The 23,615-nt window shown below is 59.3% G+C and carries 22 protein-coding genes; 19 read left to right on the plus strand and 3 right to left on the minus strand.

The window, feature by feature from the left end; translation table 11 throughout:
- Window positions 1-153: 153 nt before the first annotated feature.
- The gene (locus tag LPA36_RS11990) at window positions 154-2,460 is read left to right on the plus strand and encodes an ATP-dependent nuclease (protein WP_228876727.1); all 2,307 of its coding nucleotides are present in this window, start codon (window positions 154-156) and stop codon (window positions 2,458-2,460) included.
- On the plus strand, window positions 2,457-2,645 hold the full coding sequence (locus tag LPA36_RS11995; RefSeq protein WP_228876729.1) for a hypothetical protein: 189 nt from the start codon (window positions 2,457-2,459) through the stop codon (window positions 2,643-2,645). The genes LPA36_RS11990 and LPA36_RS11995 overlap by 4 nt, the downstream gene beginning before the upstream one ends.
- Before the next feature lie 123 nt (window positions 2,646-2,768).
- Here LPA36_RS11995 and LPA36_RS29515 read toward each other — a convergent pair whose 3' ends face one another.
- A complete protein-coding gene (locus LPA36_RS29515; RefSeq protein WP_324250931.1) occupies window positions 2,769-2,978 on the minus strand; it encodes a hypothetical protein in 210 nt (69 codons plus the stop codon).
- 15 nt (window positions 2,979-2,993) lie between these two features.
- Between LPA36_RS29515 and LPA36_RS12000 the strand changes: the two genes are divergently transcribed.
- From LPA36_RS12000 to LPA36_RS12040, 9 genes are all read left to right on the plus strand, one after another.
- Window positions 2,994-4,331, plus strand: coding sequence for a UvrD-helicase domain-containing protein (locus tag LPA36_RS12000; RefSeq protein ID WP_324250932.1), 1,338 nt, complete (start codon window positions 2,994-2,996; stop codon window positions 4,329-4,331).
- A gap of 47 nt (window positions 4,332-4,378) precedes the next feature.
- Complete coding sequence (locus LPA36_RS12005; RefSeq protein ID WP_228876732.1) at window positions 4,379-4,702, plus strand: hypothetical protein; 324 nt, start codon at window positions 4,379-4,381, stop codon at window positions 4,700-4,702.
- 184 nt (window positions 4,703-4,886) lie between these two features.
- Entirely contained in the window at window positions 4,887-5,861 is a 975-nt protein-coding gene (locus LPA36_RS12010) for a DUF2971 domain-containing protein (RefSeq protein WP_228876733.1), read from the plus strand.
- A 347-nt stretch (window positions 5,862-6,208) separates the two neighbouring features.
- A complete protein-coding gene (locus tag LPA36_RS12015; RefSeq protein ID WP_228876735.1) occupies window positions 6,209-6,547 on the plus strand; it encodes a hypothetical protein in 339 nt (112 codons plus the stop codon).
- A gap of 87 nt (window positions 6,548-6,634) precedes the next feature.
- A complete protein-coding gene (locus tag LPA36_RS12020) occupies window positions 6,635-7,531 on the plus strand; it encodes a LysR substrate-binding domain-containing protein (protein WP_228876737.1) in 897 nt (298 codons plus the stop codon).
- A gap of 111 nt (window positions 7,532-7,642) precedes the next feature.
- Window positions 7,643-8,860 carry a CaiB/BaiF CoA transferase family protein gene (locus LPA36_RS12025; protein ID WP_228876738.1) on the plus strand — a complete coding sequence of 406 codons (1,218 nt, stop codon included), beginning with the start codon at window positions 7,643-7,645 and terminating at the stop codon, window positions 8,858-8,860.
- Window positions 8,861-8,870: 10 nt separating this feature from the next.
- A complete protein-coding gene (locus LPA36_RS12030; RefSeq protein WP_228876739.1) occupies window positions 8,871-9,647 on the plus strand; it encodes an enoyl-CoA hydratase-related protein in 777 nt (258 codons plus the stop codon).
- A 46-nt stretch (window positions 9,648-9,693) separates the two neighbouring features.
- Complete coding sequence (locus LPA36_RS12035) at window positions 9,694-10,521, plus strand: enoyl-CoA hydratase-related protein (protein WP_228877483.1); 828 nt, start codon at window positions 9,694-9,696, stop codon at window positions 10,519-10,521.
- Window positions 10,522-10,544: 23 nt separating this feature from the next.
- Window positions 10,545-11,915, plus strand: a complete 1,371-nt coding sequence (locus tag LPA36_RS12040; protein ID WP_228876740.1) for an MFS transporter — start codon at window positions 10,545-10,547, stop codon at window positions 11,913-11,915.
- A 33-nt stretch (window positions 11,916-11,948) separates the two neighbouring features.
- Here LPA36_RS12040 and LPA36_RS12045 read toward each other — a convergent pair whose 3' ends face one another.
- Window positions 11,949-13,325, minus strand: a complete 1,377-nt coding sequence (locus tag LPA36_RS12045; protein ID WP_228876741.1) for an NAD-dependent succinate-semialdehyde dehydrogenase — start codon at window positions 13,323-13,325, stop codon at window positions 11,949-11,951.
- A 171-nt stretch (window positions 13,326-13,496) separates the two neighbouring features.
- On the opposite strand from LPA36_RS12045, the gene LPA36_RS12050 reads away from it, so the two are divergent.
- Window positions 13,497-14,450 carry an AraC family transcriptional regulator gene (locus LPA36_RS12050; RefSeq protein WP_228876742.1) on the plus strand — a complete coding sequence of 318 codons (954 nt, stop codon included), beginning with the start codon at window positions 13,497-13,499 and terminating at the stop codon, window positions 14,448-14,450.
- 47 nt (window positions 14,451-14,497) lie between these two features.
- On the opposite strand, the gene LPA36_RS12055 is transcribed toward LPA36_RS12050, so the two are convergent.
- A complete protein-coding gene (locus tag LPA36_RS12055; RefSeq protein ID WP_228876745.1) occupies window positions 14,498-14,659 on the minus strand; it encodes a hypothetical protein in 162 nt (53 codons plus the stop codon).
- 548 nt (window positions 14,660-15,207) lie between these two features.
- Between LPA36_RS12055 and hydA the strand changes: the two genes are divergently transcribed.
- The 7 genes from hydA (at window position 15,208) to LPA36_RS12090 (ending at window position 23,614) form a co-directional block, all read left to right on the plus strand.
- Complete coding sequence (gene hydA, locus LPA36_RS12060; RefSeq protein ID WP_228876746.1) at window positions 15,208-16,617, plus strand: dihydropyrimidinase; 1,410 nt, start codon at window positions 15,208-15,210, stop codon at window positions 16,615-16,617.
- Window positions 16,618-16,705: 88 nt separating this feature from the next.
- Complete coding sequence (locus LPA36_RS12065) at window positions 16,706-18,343, plus strand: ABC transporter substrate-binding protein (protein WP_228876748.1); 1,638 nt, start codon at window positions 16,706-16,708, stop codon at window positions 18,341-18,343.
- Window positions 18,344-18,395: 52 nt separating this feature from the next.
- Window positions 18,396-19,436, plus strand: a complete 1,041-nt coding sequence (locus tag LPA36_RS12070) for an ABC transporter permease (RefSeq protein ID WP_267478900.1) — start codon at window positions 18,396-18,398, stop codon at window positions 19,434-19,436.
- Window positions 19,433-20,278 (plus strand): ABC transporter permease, encoded by an 846-nt coding sequence (locus tag LPA36_RS12075; protein ID WP_228876752.1) that lies wholly within the window; start codon window positions 19,433-19,435, stop codon window positions 20,276-20,278. Before LPA36_RS12070 ends, LPA36_RS12075 begins: the two co-directional genes overlap by 4 nt.
- The gene (locus LPA36_RS12080) at window positions 20,275-21,933 is read left to right on the plus strand and encodes an ATP-binding cassette domain-containing protein (protein WP_228876754.1); all 1,659 of its coding nucleotides are present in this window, start codon (window positions 20,275-20,277) and stop codon (window positions 21,931-21,933) included. Before LPA36_RS12075 ends, LPA36_RS12080 begins: the two co-directional genes overlap by 4 nt.
- Window positions 21,930-22,844 carry an NAD-dependent epimerase/dehydratase family protein gene (locus tag LPA36_RS12085; protein ID WP_228876755.1) on the plus strand — a complete coding sequence of 305 codons (915 nt, stop codon included), beginning with the start codon at window positions 21,930-21,932 and terminating at the stop codon, window positions 22,842-22,844. The genes LPA36_RS12080 and LPA36_RS12085 overlap by 4 nt, the downstream gene beginning before the upstream one ends.
- Window positions 22,845-22,855: 11 nt before the next feature.
- Window positions 22,856-23,614 (plus strand): SDR family NAD(P)-dependent oxidoreductase, encoded by a 759-nt coding sequence (locus LPA36_RS12090; protein ID WP_228876757.1) that lies wholly within the window; start codon window positions 22,856-22,858, stop codon window positions 23,612-23,614.
- Window position 23,615: the final 1 nt, after the last annotated feature.

The raw sequence follows: 23,615 nt of genomic DNA on the forward strand, positions 1-23,615 counted from the left end.
GCCCCGGCTTTCGAGGAGCCGATGGCGGGCGTCCATTTGCCCGAGATGGCACTTGAAAACGGATGCGCGCTTACTCGTGAATTCGTGCTTTCGGAGATAACATTAGGTCGTAGGCAAGACGAAAATGTGGTGTGCGATTAACCCGGGGGTAGGATGCACCTAAAAAAGCTAGCCTTGTGCAATTTTCGACGCCTGCGCAACGTCGTAATTGATCTCGCTTCGGATATCTCGATTTTCGTCGGCGCGAATAACAGCGGAAAAACATCTGTCGGCCATGCGCTGCAGCTCTTCACTGAGCGGGGAAAGTTCAGCGTCCATGATTTCAGCGCCGATCAGTGGCCGCAGATCGTGGCGTACGGCGAAGGCGATGCCGATGCGCTCCTGCCCACGATCGAGGCCGATATCTGGCTGGAGATCAATGCTGACGACATCCACCGGGTGGTTGATCTGCTGCCCAGCCTGGCATGGGAAGGTTCGCTGGTGGGGATGAGGGTGGTGTTCGCACCCATCGATTCCGAGGCGACCCGCGCGCGGTACGCCGAGGCGCGGCGACGCGCACTCGAGGCCGTTGCCGGCGGAGAGGGCCTTGAATTTGATCCCTCGCCGCACAATTTGCAGGACTATCTGCGCGACCGGTTGAACGACGAATATGAGCTTCGCCACTACGTGCTCGATCCCACCCGGTTCGACGCGAACATGGTCGCACAGCAGGATTATGCCCCCGTGCCCCTGACCGGGCGTGATCGCAGCGGGCGCGACATTCTCAATGGTCTGCTGCGCATCGACTTCCTGCATGCGCAGCGGCATCTTGCTGACGCGCCGGGCAGCGCGCGGGCCGAGACCCTCTCGCGCGTGCTGAGCCGCTTCTACGAACGCAACCTCGAGCAGAAGGGCGAGGATCTTGTGGCGCTGCGGGCGCTTGCCGAGTCTGAGGTTTCGCTGAACGAGCATCTTGAGCGGGTGTTCGAGCCGACCCTGCAGCGTCTGGCGCAACTCGGTTATCCCGGTCTCAGCAATCCGCGGCTCGTGATTCGCTCGGCGCTCGATCCCGCATCCATCATGAGCAGCCCGCACGGCGCGCGGGTGCATTATGCGCTCGGCCCGGACGACGGCGCACCGGAGCCGCCGACACTGCCCGACAGCTACAACGGTCTTGGCTTCAAGAACCTGATCTTCATGGTGGTCGAACTCCTTGACCTTCATGCTCAATGGCTTGCAATCGAGGGTAACAGGCCGCCTGTGCACCTCATCTTCATCGAGGAGCCTGAAGCCCATCTGCACGCCCAGCTTCAACAGGCCTTCATCCGCAAGGTGATGTCCATTCTCGCCTTGGGCGCGGAGGATCGAACACACTATACAAGCCAGGTCGTCGTCACGACCCATTCAACTCACATTCTGTACGAGCGCGGTTTCCGGCCAATTCGCTACTTCCGCCGCAGCCGCGCCGAGCATGTCTCGACCTCGGCCGTGCTGAACATGTCGGTGTTCTACGACGCAACCGACCACGATGTCCGGACTTTCCTCGAACGCTATCTCAAGCTCACCCACTGCGACCTGTTCTTCGCAGATGGGGCGGTGCTTGTGGAAGGCAATGTTGAACGGCTGCTGCTGCCGCAGATGATCGCCAATGCGGCGCCACGCCTGCAGTCGACATACCTGACTGTTCTCGAGATAGGCGGCGCCTTCGGCCATCGCTTTAAGGCACTGATCGAGTTCCTCGGTCTCACGACCCTCATCATCACGGACCTGGACAGCGTCTTCGGGGCCCCGGTGCCCGTTGCTGGCGCTTTAGAGAACCGCGCGGACGCCGCGGCACCGGCGCAGGCTGGCGACGAGGGGGCTGAGCCCGAGGAGGAAGATGAGGACGACGAAGCCGCTGAAGCCGGTGCCGCAGCAGAAGGCAGGCCCGGCAAGGTATGCATCGCGGGTCATCCCGGCGCTGTGACCTCGAACCAGACCCTGCTGCAATGGCTGCCGAAATGCGACACCGTGGCCATGCTTTGGGATGCTACAGACGACCAGAAGACGCAGGCACGGAGCGTGAACAGCGAGGCAATCGTGCGCGTCGGCTATCAGTGCCGCACCAATGTGACATGGGCAGGTGAGACACAAGCTTTGGCCGGTCGCACGCTCGAAGAGGCATTCGTACTCGAGAACCTCGCCTGGTGCCAGGATATCGCGCGCAAGCCTCTGCAGCTTCGCATCGCCCGACCCGACAACAAGAATCTGACTGAGCTAACCCGGCGCATCCATCGGCGGGTCCAGGCGAAGAGCTTCAGCAAGACCGATTTCGCCTTGGCTCTGTTGGCCGAGGATCCGACGCAATGGTCGGTACCGGCCTATATCGCCGAAGGGCTGCGCTGGCTCGAGGGCGAGATTGCCCCTCCGGTCGAGCCTGATGATGGCGATCAGGAGGGGCAGCCGGCTGGTGATCCGGTCATCGCCGCGGTGGTAGCATGACGAGCCGCATCGGCAGCCCGGACACTCAGGCCGACATCGATGTCCGCAATTGTCTCGCTCAGGTGCCTCCGCGCTCGTTCGTGATGGTGGCAGGCGCAGGATCGGGAAAGACCACATCGCTGATCAAAGCGCTCGCGCATCTTGGCGAGGCGCGCGGAAAGGCGTTGCGGCGCGCGGGTCAGTAGATCGCCTGCATCACTTACACGGAAGTTGCGGTCGGCGAGATTTCCGCCGACGTTGGCATAAGCCCGCTATTTCATATTTCGACCATCCACAGCTTCCTGTGGTCGGTCGTTCGCGCGTTCCAGTCAGACATCGCTGTCTGGGTCATCGGCCGTATTGAGGAGAAGATCGCCGAGAAGCGCGTCCATTACGACAGACCTGGTACACGGGCCGCGACCAGGGCGAAGCTCGAGCAGGAGATAGCCGGTCTCGAAGCCGAGCTCGAGGCGGTCGGTCGGGTCGAGAAGTTCATCTACGGAACGGGCAGCCGTTACGCGGAAGGCATTCTCGGCCACGACGACATCCTCAAGTTGACCCCGGCGTGCATTGAGAACCATCCCTTGCTACGCGAGATTGTGGCGCGGCGGTTTCCCTATATTTTTGTCGACGAGAGTCAGGACACTCAGCCTGTTGTTATCGAAGCGCTTCGGCAGATCGCTGGCGAGCAGCCCCTCTGCGTCGGCTTTTTCGGCGATCCGATGCAGAAGATCTACGGACACGGAGCTGGTGCGATCGAGCCGCTACCCGGCTGGGCCGAGATAACCAAGCCGGAGAACTTTCGCTGCCCGACCTCGGTCCTGAGCGTGGTCAACGCGGTGCGTGCGGCGGGCGACGGTCTAGTCCAGACCCGTGGACGCACTGTGACCGTTGATGGGCAGGAGCAGCCCGTGGTCGGCACTGTCAACGTATTCATCCTGCCAAGCGATGATCATAGGACTGCACGGCTCGGTGCCGTACGGGCATGGCTGGCCGCGCAGACCGGCGACGATCTGTGGACCAGCGACATGCGTGACGGCGATGTTCGGTTGCTGGTGCTGGTGCATCGCATGGCCGCCAGGCGGCTCGGTTTTGCTGCGCTTTATTCGGCGCTAAACGATCGCGCGCCGCAGAGCCTGAGTGAAGGCATTGCCGACGGGTCGGCCTGGCCGCTTCGGCCATTTGTTCAGCAACTGCTGCCGCTGATCGTCGCATCGCGTGCAAATGACCAGTTCACGATCATCTCGATCCTCCGCGCAAACAGTCCCTGCCTAGAACCAGAGCGGTTGCGTGGGCAGGCAGTGGCTCCTGTCCTCGCCGCCCTTCAGCAAGCAATCGAGCAACTGGCCGCGCTGCTGGCCGACGGATCAGTGGCTACGGTCCGCGACGTCCTTCGGCACGTCCAGAGCACCGAGCTGGTGGCGCTCGACGACCGCTTCGCCGCACACCTCATGGATGACCCGGTCGACGACGGGTCGGCAGGATTTGGCAACGTTGCTGCGTTTCTGGAATGCAATGTCGGCGAACTCTGGGCGCATCGTAGATATATCCTAGAAGAGTCGCCATTCGCGACCCATCATGGAGTCAAGGGCGCGCAGTTCGAGCGCGTGCTCGTGGTACTTGACGACGAAGAGGCCTCTTACAACCAATACTCTTACGGCAAATATCTTGGCTATACACCCCTTTCCGACACTGACGAAGCGAATGTCGCAGAGGGGAGGGAATCGGTGCTCGACCGCACGAGGCGGTTATTTTATGTCTGCTGCTCGCGTGCGGAGAAGGATCTGGCAGTGGTGCTGTTCGCCGCTGATGTTGCCGCGGCACGCACTGCCGTGGTCGAGGCCAGACTGTTTCCAAACGCTTCGTTTCATGGAGTTGAGCAGCTCGGCTAAATCGTAAAAAATTACGCGATTTGCTCGGCATTCGGCGGACAGTCGTGTTGGATAATCGCTCACTCGATTATCCAACGGCGCAACCGCTGATCGTGGCAAGAGCGGACTTTGCGCTGCAGCCATCGAATGACCGACACGGGGCGGCTATCCTAGCCGCAACCCAGTCGATGGAACGGATTCTTGCTTTACATTGGAGTATTCGTGCCAGCGAGGTCTGGGATAGCAATATCGGAATTCGGCGGGAGGATGAACGCTGCGATATCGACGATGATCCGTCCCACGGCCTCGACGGTTTTTGGACACCCGACAAAGACGGATTCTTGCTGTTGGCTTTTCCAACCTTTGTCGTTGATGGAGGTGAGGCTTTGTAGGTGCCTGAAATCAGCTACGCAGATTGATTTTGTACTTGGGGCGGCCCGAGGCTAGGTGAAATGGTCGAGTACCTCGGAACGGCGGCCCACGATTTCTCGCCAGCCTGATTCGAAAAGATCAGTCATGCGAGTTTGTTGGCTGGCCGTTTGCCGGCTACATGCCAGTAATTACGCGAATAAATTTATGATGAGACCGCCGGTTCTGTACAAGTACCGCCACTTCAATGATCGGACTGTCGAACTGTTGTGTGCCGATCGCGTCTACTATGCTGATCCAAGCACATTCAACGATCCGCTCGACACAAGACCATGTGTCGAAGCCGATTGCGATATCAGCACGCTCGAGCGTACCGTTCAGGAAATGGTGCGACGGCGCGTCAGCGCCGAGATGCGAGCTGCTGCGGATGCGGTCAAATACCGTGGTCCGAAAACGATGGCGCACATCGAGAAGCATAGCGAGGCTGCAGCGCTTAAGATGATCGACACGCTGCAATATCAAGCATCGGACCCCGAGTATTCAGAAGACGTGCTGGATGCGTACACCTTCGTCGTCACAAGGGCCATCGAGGACGAGTTGCTGCGTCAGTACAACAGGGGAATTCTGTCGCTCGCAAGCCGGCATGACTGCCCGTTGATGTGGAGCCACTACGGCGATCAACACCGCGGTCTGTGCATCGGGTACGCCGCCCCAACTCACGAACAGGCGCCCGATTGGGCCATCGAGTTGCACGAGGTCGTGTATGGCGGAAACCGGAATGTTCGCGCGAGCCTCGTTGCCGCGATGGTACTGGAAGACAATGCATTGGCGCGGAGAGAGGTGGACGCGGCCGTTCTTTTGCGAAAAGCACCCGATTGGCAGTATGAAAAGGAGTGGCGTCTGCTCGGCTCGCGCGGCACATCAGACTCGCCGCTGGAGATGGTCGAAGTCGTATTCGGTATGAGATGCGACAGCACTGTCATGCACACGGTGGCGCGTGCTTTGAGCGGGCGCGACAAGGAAGTAAAGCTATACGAGACGCATGAGGTCCGCGGAACCTTCGAGCTCACGCGAAACGAAGTGGACGTAGGCGAACTGTCTGCGTACTACCCCCGGCGCGCGCAGACCATTTTCGAAGAGTTTGCCCCTTTGACGGAGCAGGACGACGAGTCGCGTTCCTAGAGGCAGGGCTGCATGGATTCGAACCGCGTGCCGATGGCGACAATTCTGCCGCCTGCCAGCCGGGGCGAACGTCGTGACTGTTTTCGGCTTTACGCGGAACGCGCGGGAAACATTGTGACGGTACGTGTGACGGTATGGCCGTCACGCAATCTCTCTATTTGCCTCGTTCCTCGCGATGATTTAAACAATAGTTGCAGCGTCGTCCATTGCGATCGCTGCGAAGCCGAGGAGTGCCGACAGAATTTTTCGGTATCGCTGGCGGTATCGGTGGGACGGGAACTCGCCGAGCCGCTGTCATATAAAGGCTCCGGCGTGTTGATTGACAATCGAGTGGGAAGTGAAAACCCATGGTGCGACAACTGCAGCTCAATTTCACGCCGTTGCAGGTGAGCTGTGATGCTATTCGGCTGCAGACCTTGCCTTTCAAGGACGCTCAGCAACTTCGAGAACTGCGCGACGAATACCGTATGCGCTACGCGATGCCCCGACGCTCTGACCAGATTGTGGCGCTTCCCCTCATACCGGGTCTGCCACCCATTGGCAAAGAGAAGATTGTCTCGGCCGTCGTTCAAAGAACGGGTCACATTGTTCCGATGGCTTCAAACCAGATCGTTACCAATCCAGCACGCACCGGTGGGTTACGAAAGGCCAAACAATCGGTTTCCTCGCTGGCCAAATCCAAGTGAAACCGGTTGACCTCAAGTTGGACGAAACATTCCCAGCCCACGCGATTTTGCGTCAGAATTCCGAATTCCGATATCTCCCCGATATTCATGGACCGTCGCTCGCCGCTGCCCTCCCTTAATTCCATACGCGCTTTTGAAGCAACGGGGCGTCTGCTGAGCGTATCGAAAGCGGCGAATGAACTCGCCGTGACACCAGCGGCTGTGAGCCGACAGGTGAAGACGCTGGAAAGCTTTCTCGGTGTGGCATTGTTCGAGCGTGTCAAAGGACGGCTCGAGCTGACTTCGGCGGGTGCGCGCTATCTGGCCGAACTGATGCCGTTCTTCGCGGGCCTGCGACAGGCGACCGACAGCATTCGTACGGCAGGGCGACGCTCGCAGGTACTCAAGATTCGTTGCCCCGCCACGTTCGCGGTCCGCTGGCTCATACCGCGGCTCGCCAGTTTTCATCGGCAGCATGAGGACGTCGATGTGCAGCTCACCACTTCGTCGGCGCCGCTCAACTTCGAGCGCGAAGATATCGACGGCGGAATCCAGCTCGGCGATGGCAACTGGCCCGGTCTTTCTGCTCAGAGGCTCATTCCCAATGAACTCATACCCGTCGCCGCGCCATCGCGCAAAGTGCGGGCGCGAAGCAGACTGCAGGGTGAGACGCTGTTGCACTCGCTCGCGCGCGCCGATGACTGGGCGCTATGGATGAAAGCGGCGGGGTTCGCGCTCGACGGGCGTCGTCGCGAAATGCGCTATGAGACGTCGCTGCTAGCGTATCAGGCCGCCATCGAGGGACATGGCGTGGCGATCGCGCAAAAGGCGTTGGTACGAGCAGAACTCGATAGCGGGCAACTGGTCGCGCCGTTTCGCCTGGAGCTCGACCGTGGCGCCTATACGTATTACTTCGCATGGCCTGCTACGCGTCGTCAGTCCGCAGCATTGACGACGTTCCGCGACTGGCTGGTTTCACTCGTGCAGACTGCCGGCACCTTTTAACAAAAACTCAAAGCCCCATTTCGAAAAAGTCGATTGTTCCTGTGATGGCGCGAATCTAATCTGCGCACATGGTTCGACGCAACGTCGAACCCGGAGACAGGACCACGACGAATGATTCGAGACAGTTTGAAAGGCGTGCGCGTGCTCGACTTTTCGCACGTGCTGGCGGGACCGGTGTGTTCGATGACGCTTGCCGACCTCGGTGCCCACGTCGTCAAGATCGAGCCGCCCGGCGGCGAAATCGGCAGGCAGATCGGTCCGCCGTGGCAGAACGGCGTGAGCCCGGCTTTCATGAGCGTCAATCGCGGCAAGTACAGTCTCGCCATCGATCTGAAGACTGATGCCGGACGGCGGACTATCGCGACGATGGTGCGCAAGGCGGACGTGCTCATCGAGAACTTCCGGCCGGGCGTCATGGCCGCGATGGGACTCGGCTACGACGCGCTTCGCGCCGTCAATCCGAAGCTCGTCTATTGCTCGATTTCGGCGTTCGGGCAACGCGGCGAGAGCACGAAGCGGCCGGGGGTCGATGGCGTGATACAGGCCGTCAGCGGGCTCATGAGTACGCTCGGTACGGCGCACGGCGATCCGCTGAAGGTGCCGGTGCCCGTCGCCGACATGATGGGCGGCTACCTCGCCACGATTGCCGTGCTCGGCGCGCTGCACTCCGTGCGCACGAAAGGGATAGGGCAGCACCTCGACGTCAGCCTCTACAACTCGACGCTGATGCTGCAGCAGATCGCATTCGCGGCGTTTTTCGCGTCGGGGGCCGATCCGGAGAAGGTCGGGAGCGCGGCGCCCTATGCTTGTCCGAACGAAGCCTTCCGCACCCGCGACGGATGGATGATGGTCGTGGCCTACCATCCAGGCCGCTGGAACGCGTTGTGCGAATTGCTCGATGCGCCTGGTCTCGAGACCGACGCGCGCTTCGCCACCAACGATGCCCGCGTACATCACCGTGCGCAACTGCACGACATTCTCGACGCGCATTTCGCCCGGCGCAGCACCGCCGAGTGGATCGACATGCTGTCGGCGCGAGATATTCTCTGCGCGCCCGTCACGACTTACCGGGAAGTCATCGAAACGACGGAGTATCGGGAAAGCGGCATCGCCCGTACTGTCGCGCATCCGGTGGCGGGCCGCGTAAGAACACATGGCTTCGCGCTCGGGCCTTCCGATGCGCCTGCGCCGGACGAAACACCGGCTCCGATGACCGGGCAGCATACGCTCGAAATGCTCGGCTTCTATGGGATAGACGAAGACGAAGTCGCGGCGCTGCTGAACGCCGGTGTGATACGTGCAAGCGCGGCTCATGCCGGGACGGCATAGGAGAGTCAGCATGGAACGACAACTCATACGAAGCGAGCGGCGTGGAAAGGTCGCGCTCGTGCGGCTCGCGTCCGATAACACGTTGAACCCCCTCACGGACGCGCTCATCGACGCACTCGTCATGGAGATGCAACACATCGAGTCCGATCCCGCCGTGCACGCGACCGTACTGACGGGTTCGGAAAGGGCGTTCGCGGCGGGCGCCGATATCGTCGCCATGTCGAAGCTCGACTACGCCACGGCATTTTCCGAAGACTATATCGGCCGCAACTGGGACCACTTTCGGGCGCTGCGCAAGCCGGTCGTCGCGGCGGTCGGGGGTTACGCGCTCGGCGGCGGATGCGAGCTCGCGATGATGTGCGACATCGTGATCGCGGCGCGCAATGCGATGTTCGGTCAGCCCGAAATCAAGCTCGGGATCGTGCCCGGCGCGGGCGGTACGCAACGCCTGCCGCGCGCGGCTGGCAAGTCGACGGCGATGCTCGCCTGTCTCACCGGCGAATCGCTGACGGCAAGCGAGGCGCTCGCGTGCGGACTGGTGTCGAAAGTGGTCGAGCCGGAAGTGCTGGTCGATGAAGCGTTGCGGATCGGCGAGCAGATCGCCCGGCATTCGCTGCCCGTCATTCTGGCCATCAAGGAAGCCGTCAATCGCTCGTTCGAATCGTCGCTGGCAGAGGGACTGTTGTTCGAACGAAGGCTCTTTCATGCCGGCTTCGCGCTCGCCGACCAGAAGGAAGGCATGGCCGCGTTTCTCGGCCGGCGTAACGCCGCGTTTTCCAACCGATGAAGCGTCACAACCCCGGATTCAACTCAGGAGGCAGACCGTGCAGGAAATGGAACTGGATGAAGCGCCGCTCGTGCGCTACTCAGTGGAAGAGGGCGTAATGACACTCACGCTCGACGGCGCCGCGAATGGCAATGCGCTTACAGTGGCGATGACCGAAGCGTTATCGGACGTGCTCGAAAACGTCAACCGGAGGGACGACGTGCACTGTCTCCTGTTGCGCTCGTCGTCGAAGCACTTCTGCACGGGCGGAAACGTCAAGGACATGCAGAGCGGCAAGGATCTGATGGACGGCGGCATCGAACAGGTGCGTGAGCGCCTGCGCAGGAGTCTGCACCGGATCACGCGTGCGCTGAACGAACTGGATGTGCCTTCGATCTGCGCGGTCAACGGCGCCGCGGTCGGCGCAGGCTGTGACCTCGCGCTGATGTGCGATATCCGGCTCGCGGGAACGCGGGCTGTCTTCGCAGAAAGCTTTCTTCGGCTCGGCCTTGTGTCGGGCATCGGCGGCGCATGGTTTCTATCGCGCATCGTGGGGCCTGCGAAGGCGCTTGAATTGACGCTGACCAGCGAATTCCTCGATGCCGAAGCGGCAAAGCGACTCGGCATCGTCACAAGCGTTTATCCCGATGACGCGCTTGACCGCGAAGCGCTCGCGCTCGCGCAGCGCATCGCCGGCAGTCCGCCGCTCGCGCTGCGTATGGCGAAAAAGCTGGTGCGCGAGTCCTCGCAGTGTACGTTGTCCGCCGCGCTCGAAATGGCGGCGAACATGCAGGCCATTCTGCTTTGCGGGAGCGAGCACAAACAGGCGGTATCCGGCTTCCTTGAACAGCAGGCTCGACAGAAATCGCTGCGGACTGAATGCGGCGCCGCCTGACACATTCATTGGAGGAGACAAACATGATCATCGGACCGCGCAAGGTTCATCGTCGTCCAGGCATGTTGCGGATCATCGTGACATCCAGCCTGGGAACGATGCTCGAGTATTACGACTTCTTCGTCTATGTCGCGTTGACTGCGACGCTGACGCATCTGTTTCTTCCGTCCACCGACAAGTCCGTCGCGGCACTCGCCGGTGTCGCCACCTTCGGCATTGCCTATGTGGCACGCCCGCTGGGAACCGTGATCTTCAGTCCGATGGCCGACCGGGTCGGCCGCAAGAAGACCTTTGTCATCACCCTCGCGATCATGGGAGTCGCCACCGTCGGCATCGGTTGTCTGCCGACCTACGCAGCCGCCGGCATGGCCGCGCCTGTCGCGCTTCTCACACTGCGCGTCGTGCAGGGCGTCGCGATCGGTGGCGAGTACGGCTCGGCCGTCGTGTACGTCATGGAACATGCGACCGAAGGCCGCAAGGGTATGGCGACCAGCGTCCTGCAGGGCACGGCGAGCATCGGCTTGCTGCTTGCGCTCATCGTCGTGTCGGCGCTGAAGCTCTCGCTCGATGCGGCCAGCTTTCTGTCCTGGGGATGGCGTGTTCCCTTCCTGATCTCGGCGCCGATCGTGGCCGTCGCCACGTGGATACGGCTGGGCATGACAGAGACGCCGGTGTTCGCGGAGATGCGGGACGCGGGCCGGCTGTCGAAGCGGCCCTTGCGGGAGACACTGTCGAGCAGAACTTCCTGGAAAGCCATTCTGGTTGCGATGTTCGGCGCGCAGGGCGGCACGTCGGTGTCGCTCTACACGTCGATCGTCTACATGCTCTATTTCCTGCAAAACGTTCTCCAGGTCGAACCGATGCGGGCAAACCTGTGCCTCGGTGTTGGCATCCTGATTGCCGCGCCGCTCTATCCGGTGTTCGGCAAGTTGTCGGATATCTTCGGGCGCGCGCGCGTCATGTTGATCGGCATCGTCATGTGGATCGCCATTGTTTATCCGGCGTTCGCGGGCATCAGGGCAGGCGTGGCGTCGTCACAGTGGATCTCGGTCTCGCTGCTGATTGCGGTGCTTGCCGTGCTGACCGCAATGATCATGGCGCCGCTGCCCGCGTTTGTCGCCGAATGCTTTCCGCCGCAAAGCCGGACGACCGGGTTCGGCCTCGCGCAACAACTCGGCAACGTGATGTTCGGCGGGTTTCTGCCATTGATCAGTCTGTCGCTCGTCAATCTGACGGGCAATCCGCTCGCGGGCGTCGGGTATTCGATCGTCTCGCTGCTGCCTTGTCTTGTCGTGACGTGGATCTGGGGCCTGAAACAGGATGCGCGGATTAGAAACGTGCACGGCGGCGGGATGCCGGCGCATCCCGCCGCTGAGACAATGACCACCCGCTGAGCCAGGCACGAGCCGGGGTCGCCTGACGAAAGCTCAGGCCAGCCCGGCCATCAGCGTGTATTTGACATGCACATATTCCTCGATGCCGTAATGGCTGCCTTCACGCCCGTAGCCCGATTGCTTGACACCGCCGAATGGTACCGAGGCCGTGCCCACCGATCCGGAATTCAGGATCACCATGCCCGATTCGATATTGCGCGACAGCCGGAACGAGCGGCCGAGCTCGCGTGTCCAGGCGTAGGCGACAAGGCCATACTCCGTGTCGTTGCTGCGCGCGATGACTTCATCTTCGGTGTCGAAGCGATAGACGGGAAACACAGGTCCGAAGATTTCGGTCGAGCGGATCTGCATGTCGTCGTTCAGTTCCGTCAGGATCGTCGGTGCGTAGAAAAGTCCGCCTCTGGCGTGCGCGCTGCCGCCGAGCACGACCTTCGCGCCGTGTGCCTTCGCGTCATCGACGAGCTCGGCAACCTTGTCGAGCGCTCGGCGATTGATCAGCGGACCCACAACGAAGCGCTCCTGCAAGCCCTGCTCGACGGGGATCTCCTCGACCAGCTCCTTGATCCGCGCGACCAGGCGGTCGTGCACGCTCGACTGCACATAGATTCGGTTCGGCGAGATGCACACCTGCCCGGAGTTGCGCAGCTTTGCGGCGACGAGCCCTCTTGCGGCCTGCTCGATATCCGCATCGTCGAACACGATGAAGGGCGCGTTGCCGCCCAGCTCCATCGTCATCTTCTTGAGCGTGCCGGCACTCTGCCGCGCGAGCAGCTTGCCGACGGCCGTCGATCCGGTGAACGAGATTTTCCTGATGCGCGCATCATTCGTGAAGCGTTCGCCGATCCCGACGGGGTCACCCGTCACCATCTCGAAGACGCCCTCGGGAATGCCGGCCTTGCGTGCGTATTCGAGCAACTTGTACGCGGTGAGCGGCGTTTCCTCTGCCGGCTTGATGATGATCGTGCATCCGGCGGCAAGCGCGGTCGCCACCTTGCGCGTGATCATCATGAACGGAAAGTTCCACGGCGTGATGGCCGCGACCGGGCCCACGGGCTCCTTCGTGACGAGCACGGCGGCGTCGCTTGCGTGCGTGGGAATGGTGTCACCATAGACGCGCTTGGCTTCTTCCGCATACCACTCGATGAAGCCGAGCCCGTAGTCGATTTCGCCAAGCGCTTCGGCGACGCACTTACCGTTCTCGAGGCACATTAGTTCGGCGAAGGCGCGCCTGTCCGCGCTGACGAGTTCGAACCACTTGCGCAGCAGTTCGCTACGCTGTTTCGCGAGCGTGCGCGACCATGCGGGAAAGGCGGCGCTGGCGCGATCTACCGCGGCGCTAACCTGCGCCGCGGAATGCAAAGGTGCGCGTCCGACGAGCGTACCGTTCGCGGGATTGAACACATCGATCATGCTGATTTCTCCTTGCGTGGATGAATGAAAATAGCGTGATCGAATGCTATGGCTTGCGCGCAGTTCTGCGAACGCATGATCTTCTGAAAACCTTGCCTGATTCTATGAAGCACTGGAAACAGCGGTTTTTCATGTGTCACACTGAGCGCGTCAGAAGATGAGGCGAAGAGGATGGTCAGAGTGAAAGACGAAGCACTGACGCGCGTGCGCGCCGAGATGATTCCACTGATGCTCGAGCTCGCGCCGTCGGAAGGCTATAACCTGACGCCGATGCGCGATATACGCCTCCTGCGCTCGAATCGGTCGCTTACACGCACGCCCGTGTTGTACGAGCCGGGCATCGTTATCGTCTGTCAGGGAAGAAAGAGGGGCTTCCTCGGCGACACCGTCTATCTCTACGACGCGCAACATTATCTGGTCGTATCGTTGCCGCTGCCTTTCTCGATGGAGACGGACGCGAGCGAGGCGGAACCCTTGCTCGCGATCTATCTACGCCTCGACTTTGGTCTGGCGGCGGATGTTCTCACGCAAATCGACGAGCGAAGCGGCTTCGTGTTGAACGAACCATGTGGCATGGCGACGACGGAGCTTGACGTCGCGCTCGGCGATTCGGTTGTGCGCTTCCTGCGCGCCATGCGTAATCCGCTCGAAGCCGCGATTCTCGGCCCGGCGCTCGTTCGCGAGATTTATTTTCGCGTGTTCATCGGCGAGCAGGGTGGCTCGATGCGTGCTGCGTTGAACCGGGAAGGTAATTTTGGGCGTATATCAAAAGCGCTCAGGAAGATTCACTCCAGCTATGCGGAGCCGTTGTCGATGGAGTCGCTGGCGTTCGAGGCGCAGATGAGCGTTCCTTCGTTTCATGCACATTTCAAGACAACGACAAACACGTCACCTTTGCAGTACCTCAAGTCGACGCGGCTTCATCAAGCGCGCCTCCTGATGGCCAGACAGGGCATGACTGCGGCTGCTGCGAGCGCACAGGTCGGATATGAAAGTCCGTCCCAGTTCAGCCGCGAGTTCAAGCGTCTCTTCGGCAGAACGCCTTCGCAGGAGATCCTGCGTATGAAGCGGCACTTCGCAATACCGCATGCGGATCGCCACGCGGTGTTCGTGTCGTCGCATTGACCTTCGACGCATTTAACGGTGACTCCTGAAATCGGCCTGGCGTACAGTCACCGCTCACCAACCGCATACATCACTACCTGTCGAACCTCGAACGCCGGCATCACCTGCTCTGTGAATATCTGGGGAACGTGATCGACATCCGCGAGCAGTATCCGATCCATCCCACCACCGAGATGCATGCGCTCGCGGATGAAGTGGGTATCGCACATTCCTTGAACACCTAAACGGTTGTTCCGTCGCCGCACACGAGGTCCGCGTCCAGAAGCTGATCATGAACAGGTTGGAAGCCTCATGCCATGCTGGCGGCCGGCGGCCGGCGTCCGGGTGGCGGATCGCCGGCGGAGCGGGGCAGAAACTCGACAAGACCAGGCAGTGGTTGTGCATCGACTAACTCGAGGTGAACCGCGCAATGCGGAGTCGATCAATAGTCCCTTCGGGACGGGGCGCGTGGGTGGCGCCTCGCACACAGTCGTCCGTTTCTTGTGTGGCGCACGGTCGACGCCGTTGGCACTTATCTGCCCATCCTCAGAGTTGTTCTATTTACGTATGAAATGATTAATACAAACTACTGGTGACACCCGGGTTTGCACCAATTGAGTTCCTAGTGAGCTGATTTGATTATGCAATCGTTGTTGACATGTGTTGTTGACAACGTAGATTTATAAGCATGTTGACGAATCTTGTTGACGGATTTTTGGCGCGATAGATTCGCTTCACTGACGCGCGCGGCGCAATTCAAAAAGTGCAAGGGAACGCAATGCCCAACGATTTCAATCTGGTGGTTCGTAACGCCCGGGTAGCCACCGCGTGCGACACTTTTCAGTCGGACATCGGCATCAGGGATGGAGTCATCGCTCAGATGGGTTTGTCATTGCCGCGGGGCGACGAGGAGATTGACGCCGCCGGCCGTGTAGTAACCCCTGGGGGTGTTGACGGCCACTGCCATTTGGACCAGGTTATTCCGCCGCCAGCAAAGATGGCAGATGACTTTCTCACGGGCACCCGTTCCGCTGCATGCGGCGGAACGACCACTGTCATTCCATTCGCAGCTCAGCAGAAAGGCGAATCGCTTCGGGCTGCAGTGGAGGAATATCACCGCCGAGCCGACGGACGCGCCACCATTGATTATGGTTTCCATCTCATTGTCGTCGACCCCACGCCTGAAGTCATTGCGACGGAGTTGCCTCAGCTAATCAAAGAGGGATACACGTCATTTAAGATTTACATGACGTACGACGATCTGAAGCTAAATGACCGCCAGATGCTTGAGATGCTTGCCGCAGCACGCAAGCACGGCGCAATGAGTCTGGTTCACGCGGAAAATTCAGAGTGCATTGGGTGGCTCACGGAAAGTCTCGTGAGCAACGGGCTTACCGCACCGCGTTACCACGCAACATCCCGGCCGATGCTGGTGGAGCGTGAGGCTACGCATCGGGCAATCAGCTTCGCTGAGCTCGTCGATGTGCCTATTCTCATCGTTCACGTGTCGGGTCGCGAAGCGGTCGAGCAGATTCAATGGGCTCGTAATCGAGGCATCAATATTCTGGCGGAGACCTGCCCTCAGTATCTTCTTCTCACATCTGACGACTTGGGCATCGACGTTGACTATCACGGTGCAAAGTGTGTCTGTAGTCCTCCTCCTCGCGATTCGGAGAATCAGAACGTCATCTGGAGAGGGTTGGCCGACGGCACGTTCACTATTCTTTCTTCAGACCATGCACCGTTTTCCTTCGATGACGAACAGGGCAAACATCCAAATGGGGAGCAAGTCGCTTTTCCATATATTCCCAACGGAATTCCGGGCCTGGAGACCCGCCTTCCGCTGCTCTACACGGAAGGCGTGCTGGAAGGCCGGATCTCGCTCAACCGCTTCGTCGAATTGACGTCAACAAATCCAGCCAAACTCTACGGCTTGCATCCGCGTAAGGGCACCATCGCCATCGGCACGGATGCAGACCTTGTAATTTGGGATGAGGTCGACACGACGTTGACAAACTCAATGTTGCACCACGCCGTCGATTACACGCCATACGAGGGACGAAGAGTCCGTGCGTGGCCGGCGTACACCCTCTCGCGCGGGCAGATCGTGTGGGACGGCAAGGAATTCAGAGGAAAAGCCGGTGCCGGTCAGTTCCTGCGCCGCGGACTTCCGACGTTGCGCTGCTGAACGGAGAAAAGATGAAATTGAAGAAGTCGCTTTACTGGATGATTAGTTATACGTATTAAGAATCTTAACGAATCTGGATGAGGAAAACATGATGGAAAAATTTACAGATGTCTACGCCGCGCGCTCTGGTGGGTGCCGGGGTGCTTTCCGCGTCGCCCTCGCAAGCATCGTGCTCATGGGGGCGGTTGGAACTTCAGCGTCCGTTCAGGCGCAGAACAACAACTCGGTGCTGGTGGTAGCCGGTCCCCGGACGCCTGAATCCCTGGACCAGGAGTACCCTCCGACCGAAGCCAGTCATGAGGCACGGCGCAACATCTTCGAACGGCTCCTGACTTACGAGATGAAGCCGGGCGAAGGTGGCGTGACGGTTGAGAACTTCGACAAGCTTAAAGGCGCTCTTGCCGAGTCCTGGCAGACATCTCCCGACAAGACATCCATTACTTTTCATTTGCGAAAGGGCGTCAAGAGTGCTGCAGGAAATACGCTCAATGCCGACGACCTGATGTGGACCTTCGAACGTGGCTGGAATTTAAAGGCCAACTTCCACTGGTACATGACGCAGGTTCTTAAAATCCAGGACTTCAAGACGGCGTTCCAGAAAATTGACGACCAGACCGTGAAGGTGACGCTACCTAAGCCGTCGCCTCTGATTGAACGAATCTGGGTGAACAACGACCTCGGAATCATCGATTCCGTGGAAGCAAAGAAGCATGTGACACCCGACGACCAATGGGCCTCGCGTTGGCTGTCGAGCCATTCCGCTTCGTTTGCGCCCTACCAGGTGACCAAATACTCGCCAGGGCAGGAGGTGGTCTATGAAGCTAACCCGAACTACTATCGCGGCGCGCCGAAGATTTCGCGGGTAATCTTCCGTGAGATGCCAACGTCCGCCAACCGGCTGGCAGCCTTGCAAGCGGGGGCCGTGGATGTTGCCGAATGGTTGCCGCCGCGGGAACTCAATATTCTGGCCAGCATGCCAACCGTGAAAGTCTGGAAGGTGTACGGCAACTACGTACAGCGCGTCGAGATGAACAACACGACGCCTCCGTTCAATAACGAGAAGGTGCGTCAGGCGCTGAACTATGCCGTACCCCGTGACGAAATCCTGAAGTCAATCTTCTACGGGACCGCACGAGCGACCAAGAGCCCCATTTCGGAAATCTATCCAGCCTACACCGACAAATACTACGACTACGGCTACAACCTTGAAAAGGCAAAAGCGCTTCTCAAGGAAGCGGGGTTCGCAAATGGTTTCAAGACGCAGCTCGGATACCCGACCGGCGACCAGACCGAGGAAGAGCTCGCAATCGTCCTGAAGACAGCGTTCTCGAAGATTGGCGTCGATGTTGAGCTGCAGAAGCTGCCTGCGTCGACGCTCGTCGAGCGCTATTCGAAGGGAACCATCCCGATGTATTTCTTCCGCGACATGGCGATTGTTCCGGACGCGGGATATGTCGCGAATCTCTGGCTGAACAGTGCATCGTTGATTAACTACTCTCGATACAAGAATCCGGAAGTGGACCAGCTGATTAACGACAGCCTCTCGTCGACCGACGAACCGAAGCGCAAGACCCAGATGGAGCGAGTCCAGCAACTCGTCATGCAGCAGGCCCCTTGGGTCTTCCTCATCAACCCCGGCTACCAGCTGGCAACGCGAAGCAACGTGAAGGGTTATAGCTGGAATACCACTAACGGAAATACCTGGTACGACTTCTCGAAGAACTGATGGGCCCGGGGCCCTCCGGCCCTTTCTTCATGTTGCCGAAAGTGAGGTCACAATGGCACTTATATCGTTCTGGCGGTCGTTTCCGCGACCGATACGTATCATCCTTGCCAGACTTGGAACACTGGTGCCCCAGCTGTTCGGGGTCATGTTCGCAACATTTCTGCTGGTCCGACTGCTTCCCGGAGACCCAGCATTGTTGATGTTGGGAAATATGGCGACTCCGGAGGCCATCGCTGCCTTGCGCGAAAAGCTGCATCTGAACGCTTCCATCTGGTCACAGTTCGGCGCGTATCTCCACGCGCTTACGCACGGCGACCTGGGGACGTCCATGTTCACTTCTAACCCTGTAACGGTTGACCTGTTTCAGCGTGTCCCTGCCACCCTGGAACTCATCGTGTATTCAATGCTGGCGACCATCATCATCGGCGTCGGACTCGCGGTCGTGTCCGTGGTGCGAAAAGGGGGCATAGTCGACCGTATGGGCAAGGTCTACGGCCTGGCCGCGGGCGCTATCCCTGATTTCTGGGTTGGCCTGCTTCTGATTTACGCGCTCTTCCACATGGCTGGCATTGCTCCCGCACCGTTTGGCCGCATCGATACATTCATTACTCCACCATCGACGATAACCGGCTTCTACACAATAGACAGTCTCCTGACCGGGAATTGGGTCGCCTTCAGGTCGTCTGTTTCGCACCTCTTTCTGCCTGTGTTGACGTTGAGCATCGTCAATGCCGGCGGCCTGATGAAGTTAAGCCAGTCCGTGTTTGAAGACATCTACAAGAGCGAGTTCATCCGGCATGCCCGAGCGTCGGGTCTCTCCGAGCGACGCATCATCCTGAGTGCATTGCGTAACAGCCTTCCGCCCATCATCACCATGATTGGTTTCCTCTTCAGCTTCCTGCTTGGGGCCGCCGTTTTGGTAGAAACCATTTTCGCCTGGGGCGGCCTCGGTCAATACGCAGTTCAATCGGTGGTCAACAGTGACTATCCGGCCCTTCAGGGATTTGTCCTCGTTGCGGCAGGATTCATCCTTCTTGTCTACACCGCGGTGGACGTCCTGTATGGGTTGGCTGACCCGAGGATTGAAATATGAAAACGCTCAAGCTCTTTTCTGGAACTCGACTCAGTACTGGTTTAACCATCGGTTGCGTACTGCTTGGCCTCCAGATAGTTCTTATTGTGTTCGCGCCGTGGCTGTCACCATACTCGCCAGTTGATGCTGACCCGCTCAACGTGCTGCAGGCGCCGTCCTGGCAGCACTGGTTCGGTACCGACGTCTCGGGTATGGACATACTGTCTCGCGTCATCTATGCCACGCGTATTAACCTGTTGATTAGCATTACCGCGGTTGCAGCGGCGTTTGTGATTGGCGTGCCTATCGGCCTCCTCATAGGCTTCTATCGAAACACGGTGAGTACACTCGTGATGCGAGTGTTTGACTTCATTCAGTCGTTTCCGGTCTTCGTTATCGGCATGGCGCTCGTTTCGGTGATGGGCCAGGAAATCTGGAACGTGGCAATCGTACTGGCCGTCCTTTTCGTACCGATGTTCGCCCGCTTGATTCGGGGTGAGGTCCTGTCGCTTCGAGACCGGCCATTTATTAGTGCAGCCCGCTGCAGTGGTGCGACCGACGGAGCAATCATGTTCAGGCATATTCTGCCGAACGCCATAACTCCGGCCATTGTGCAAATTTCCATCTCTATCGGCATGGCGATTCTGCTGACTGCGGGCTTGTCCTTCGTCGGCGCCGGTGTCCGTATGCCAACGCCGGAGTGGGGGCTCATGGTTGCGAACGGTGCTCAACAGATGATTCTTGGTGTCTGGTGGGCGGCCCTGTTCCCGGGCCTGGCGATCGTAGTCTCCGTACTGACATTTGCCGTACTCGGCGATGCGCTTAAGCACATCGCCGCTCCGGCGTCGCGAGGTGAAAAGTGAACGCTTCCACAGAATCCCCGTTGCTCGAGGTCGACGGATTGTCCGTCAATTGGGGCGAAGGCGATACGAAGGTCCTGGACGGCATCGGTTTTTCGCTCAAACGCGGAGAAATCGTTGGTATTGTCGGCGAGACAGGTGCGGGTAAGTCGGTGCTTGCCCGCGCCATCATCGATATGCTTCCGGAAGGCGCGGGTATCAGCGGCGGCACGATTAAAGTTGAAGGGCGCGACATACTTCGGCTTAGCGAGGCGGAACGCCAAAAGTATCGCGGCGGCGACGTCGCTCTAATTGGCACCAATGCCAAGATGTTGCTCGACCCGGTCGAGACGGTCGGAGCACAGGTTGTACGTGTTCTGCGTGACCACAAGCGCATGAGCAGGAAACAGGCTTGGGCAGAGGCCATTGAACTGTTCAAGCAGGTCGGTATCGTCAACCCGGAAGCACGGGCTCATTCGTATCCGCATGAGATGTCGGGCGGGATGGCGCAACGGGTAGTCATTGCAATGGCACTCATCGCACAGCCGAAGATTCTGCTTGCCGACGATGCGACCCTTGGTCTGGATGCAACCATCCAGCTCCAGGTTCTTGACCTCATGGCCCAAAAGGGTAAAGACCTGGGCCTTGGTGTAGTGCTAATCACCCACGATCTCGGTATTGTCGCGAACTACTGCGACCGCGTTGCCATCATGAAGGGTGGGAAGCTGATTGAACTCGCGGACGTTGAAGATTTCGTTAAAGAACCTTCCCGGGAATACAGCAGAGAGTTGCTGGATGCGGCGAAGGTACGCCCTTCGACGCTCAGGTTGACCGCCAGTGCGACCAGCGCCCCGGCGGACAGGCCTACTCTGCTCGAGGTCGAGAACCTCGTTAAGACATTCAAGTCTGACCGGACTCACGCGGTTGTAAGAGCGATCGACGACGTTTCCTTCAAGATTGCGCGTGGCGAGACGTTGGCGTTGGTAGGGGAGAGTGGTTCCGGAAAGACAACGACCGGTCAGTGCCTCCTCCGGCTTCTCGAATCAGATTCCGGCTCAATGCGATTTGACGGGCAGAGTACCCGAGAGATGAGCAATTCCGAGTTTCGCGGCATCAGGCGTCGTATGCAGATGGTGTTCCAGGAACCCTACGTATCTCTGAACCCGCGCTGGCGGACGGGTGACCTGATCGCGGAACCTTTCGCGCTGCTTCCGAAGATGACGAGAGCGGACCGTCAAAAGCGCATCCTTGAACTTCTGCAACTCGTCGGCGTCTCCGCGCGGCGTGTGGGCTGCTATCCGCATGAACTGACGGCGGGCGAACAGAAGCGAGTCGGCATTGCACGCGCGCTGGCCGCGAACCCGGACTTCGTCGTGTTCGACGAATGCACGACGGCGCTGGATATTCGTGTACGCGCGCAGATTATCGACCTTGTCCGAAATCTGCAGGCAGAGATGGGATTGTCCGCGCTCTTCATCACGCATGACCTTAACTCTGTTCGTTCGCTCGCTCATTACGTTGCGGTGATGCAGCACGGCAAGATTGTTGAGACGGGAGAGACAGAATCAATTTTCTCGCAACCGGTGCAAGCATACACACGCAAACTTCTGCAAGCGGAGCTTCCGATTGAGTGCAAACCGCGGGTCTCTCATCTGGAAACCGCTGGAGTAAAACAATGAGCAAAGAACGAGTCCTTGTCACAGGCGCGGCAGGTTTGGTCGGCAACGCGGTCGCTCGCGCGTTGTTGGCAAGAGGCGATGAGGTGATCGCCATCGACCGGTTCCCTGGTGAGGTCGAAGGCGTCCGTGTGATTGCTTGCGACCTGAATGACATTCACCAACTGCACGCAGCGACGGGTCCGGGGCTTACGGCGATTGTTCATTGCGGGGCGTTTTCCGGCCCTATGGTGGCACGCGACAACCCCTATGCGATGGTGCAGGTCAATGTTGTGGGCACCGCGAACGTCCTTGAGATCGCTCGCATTTATGAGTCGCGCCGTTTTGTGTTCTGTTCGTCCACTAGTGCATATGGCCACACAAGAGGCGACCCGGTGCAGGAAGACTCGTGTATGGAACCCGAAAGCCTCTATGGGGCGAGCAAGGTCGCGAGTGAGCAGATGATTTCTGCTTACTCGAAACAATACGGTGTGGATGGGGTCAGCCTTCGTCTGTCCTGGGTGTATGGGCCGCGGCGGACGACCGACTGCGTCATCCGGGACATGCTGACGAACGCATTTGCCGGCCGACTGACGAAGTTGGGGTTTGGCGCTGACTTCTATCGCCAGTTCATTCATGTCGACGATGCGAGTGTTGCTGTGTTGAAGGCGCTCGATGTCCCCGAACTGCCGAGGCGCACGTACAACGTGACTGGAGGAACGCGGGTCACGCTACAGGAGGTCGGCAATATGGTGAAGCTGCTTTATCCTGCGGCGGAAATTGAGTTGGCCAACGGCCCAGATCCGGTGGATGAATTCCAGGATGCGTTTGATATCTCTGCTGCCCAGCGAGATCTGGGATATGTCCCGCGAGTTGGGCTTGCCGAAGGCATTCAAGAGTATGCCCGTTGGCTTATGGCTACACGAAAAGACTAGGAGAGGGACTCATGGAATCGTTTTCCCTGAAAGGAAAAACGGCGGTCGTGACCGGTGGGAATACCGGCATCGGCTTCTCAATTGCGAAGCTGTTCGCGGCCAATGGCGCGAGAGTGGTCATGTGCCATTTCAACGACCAGGAAGGAGCGAGGGAACTGGCTGCACAACTCGTACAGCAGGGGGCGGATGTAGTTACTGCCGAGTGCGATGTCACTGATGAAGCTTCTGTACAACGACTAGGCGAATGGGCAATTCACGACCTCGGACCTGTCGATATTCTGGTCAACGGCGCGGGCATCTGTAGCGAGGTCCCCTTCAGCCAGTTGTCGGTCAAAGAGTGGGACCGGATGATGTCGGTCAACCTCCGCGGCGCTTTCCTCGTCACCCGGCAGTTCTTCGATGGAATGAAGGAACGCCGATATGGGCGAATCATCAATATCGCCTCGCAGTTGGCCTACAAGGGCACAACTGACGCTGCGCACTATTGCGCTTCCAAGGCGGGCCTCGTCGGGTTCACGCGTGCGCTTTCCTACGAAGGCGCGCCCTTCGGCGTCACCGTCAATGCTATCGCACCGGGGCCGGTCGAGACTGCGATGCTCGCCGGATTTACAGACGAGTGGCGTGCCATGAAGTTCTCGCAGCTTCCGGCCGGGCGGTTTGGGAAAGTCGACGAAATCGCACCGACGGCGCTTCTGCTGGCGTCGGAAACCGGCGGTGCCTACTTCATTGGACAAACCCTGTCGCCCAATGGCGGCGACGTGATGCTCTAAC

The organism is Paraburkholderia saeva (assembly GCF_907164555.1).
Classification (GTDB): domain Bacteria; phylum Pseudomonadota; class Gammaproteobacteria; order Burkholderiales; family Burkholderiaceae; genus Paraburkholderia; species Paraburkholderia saeva.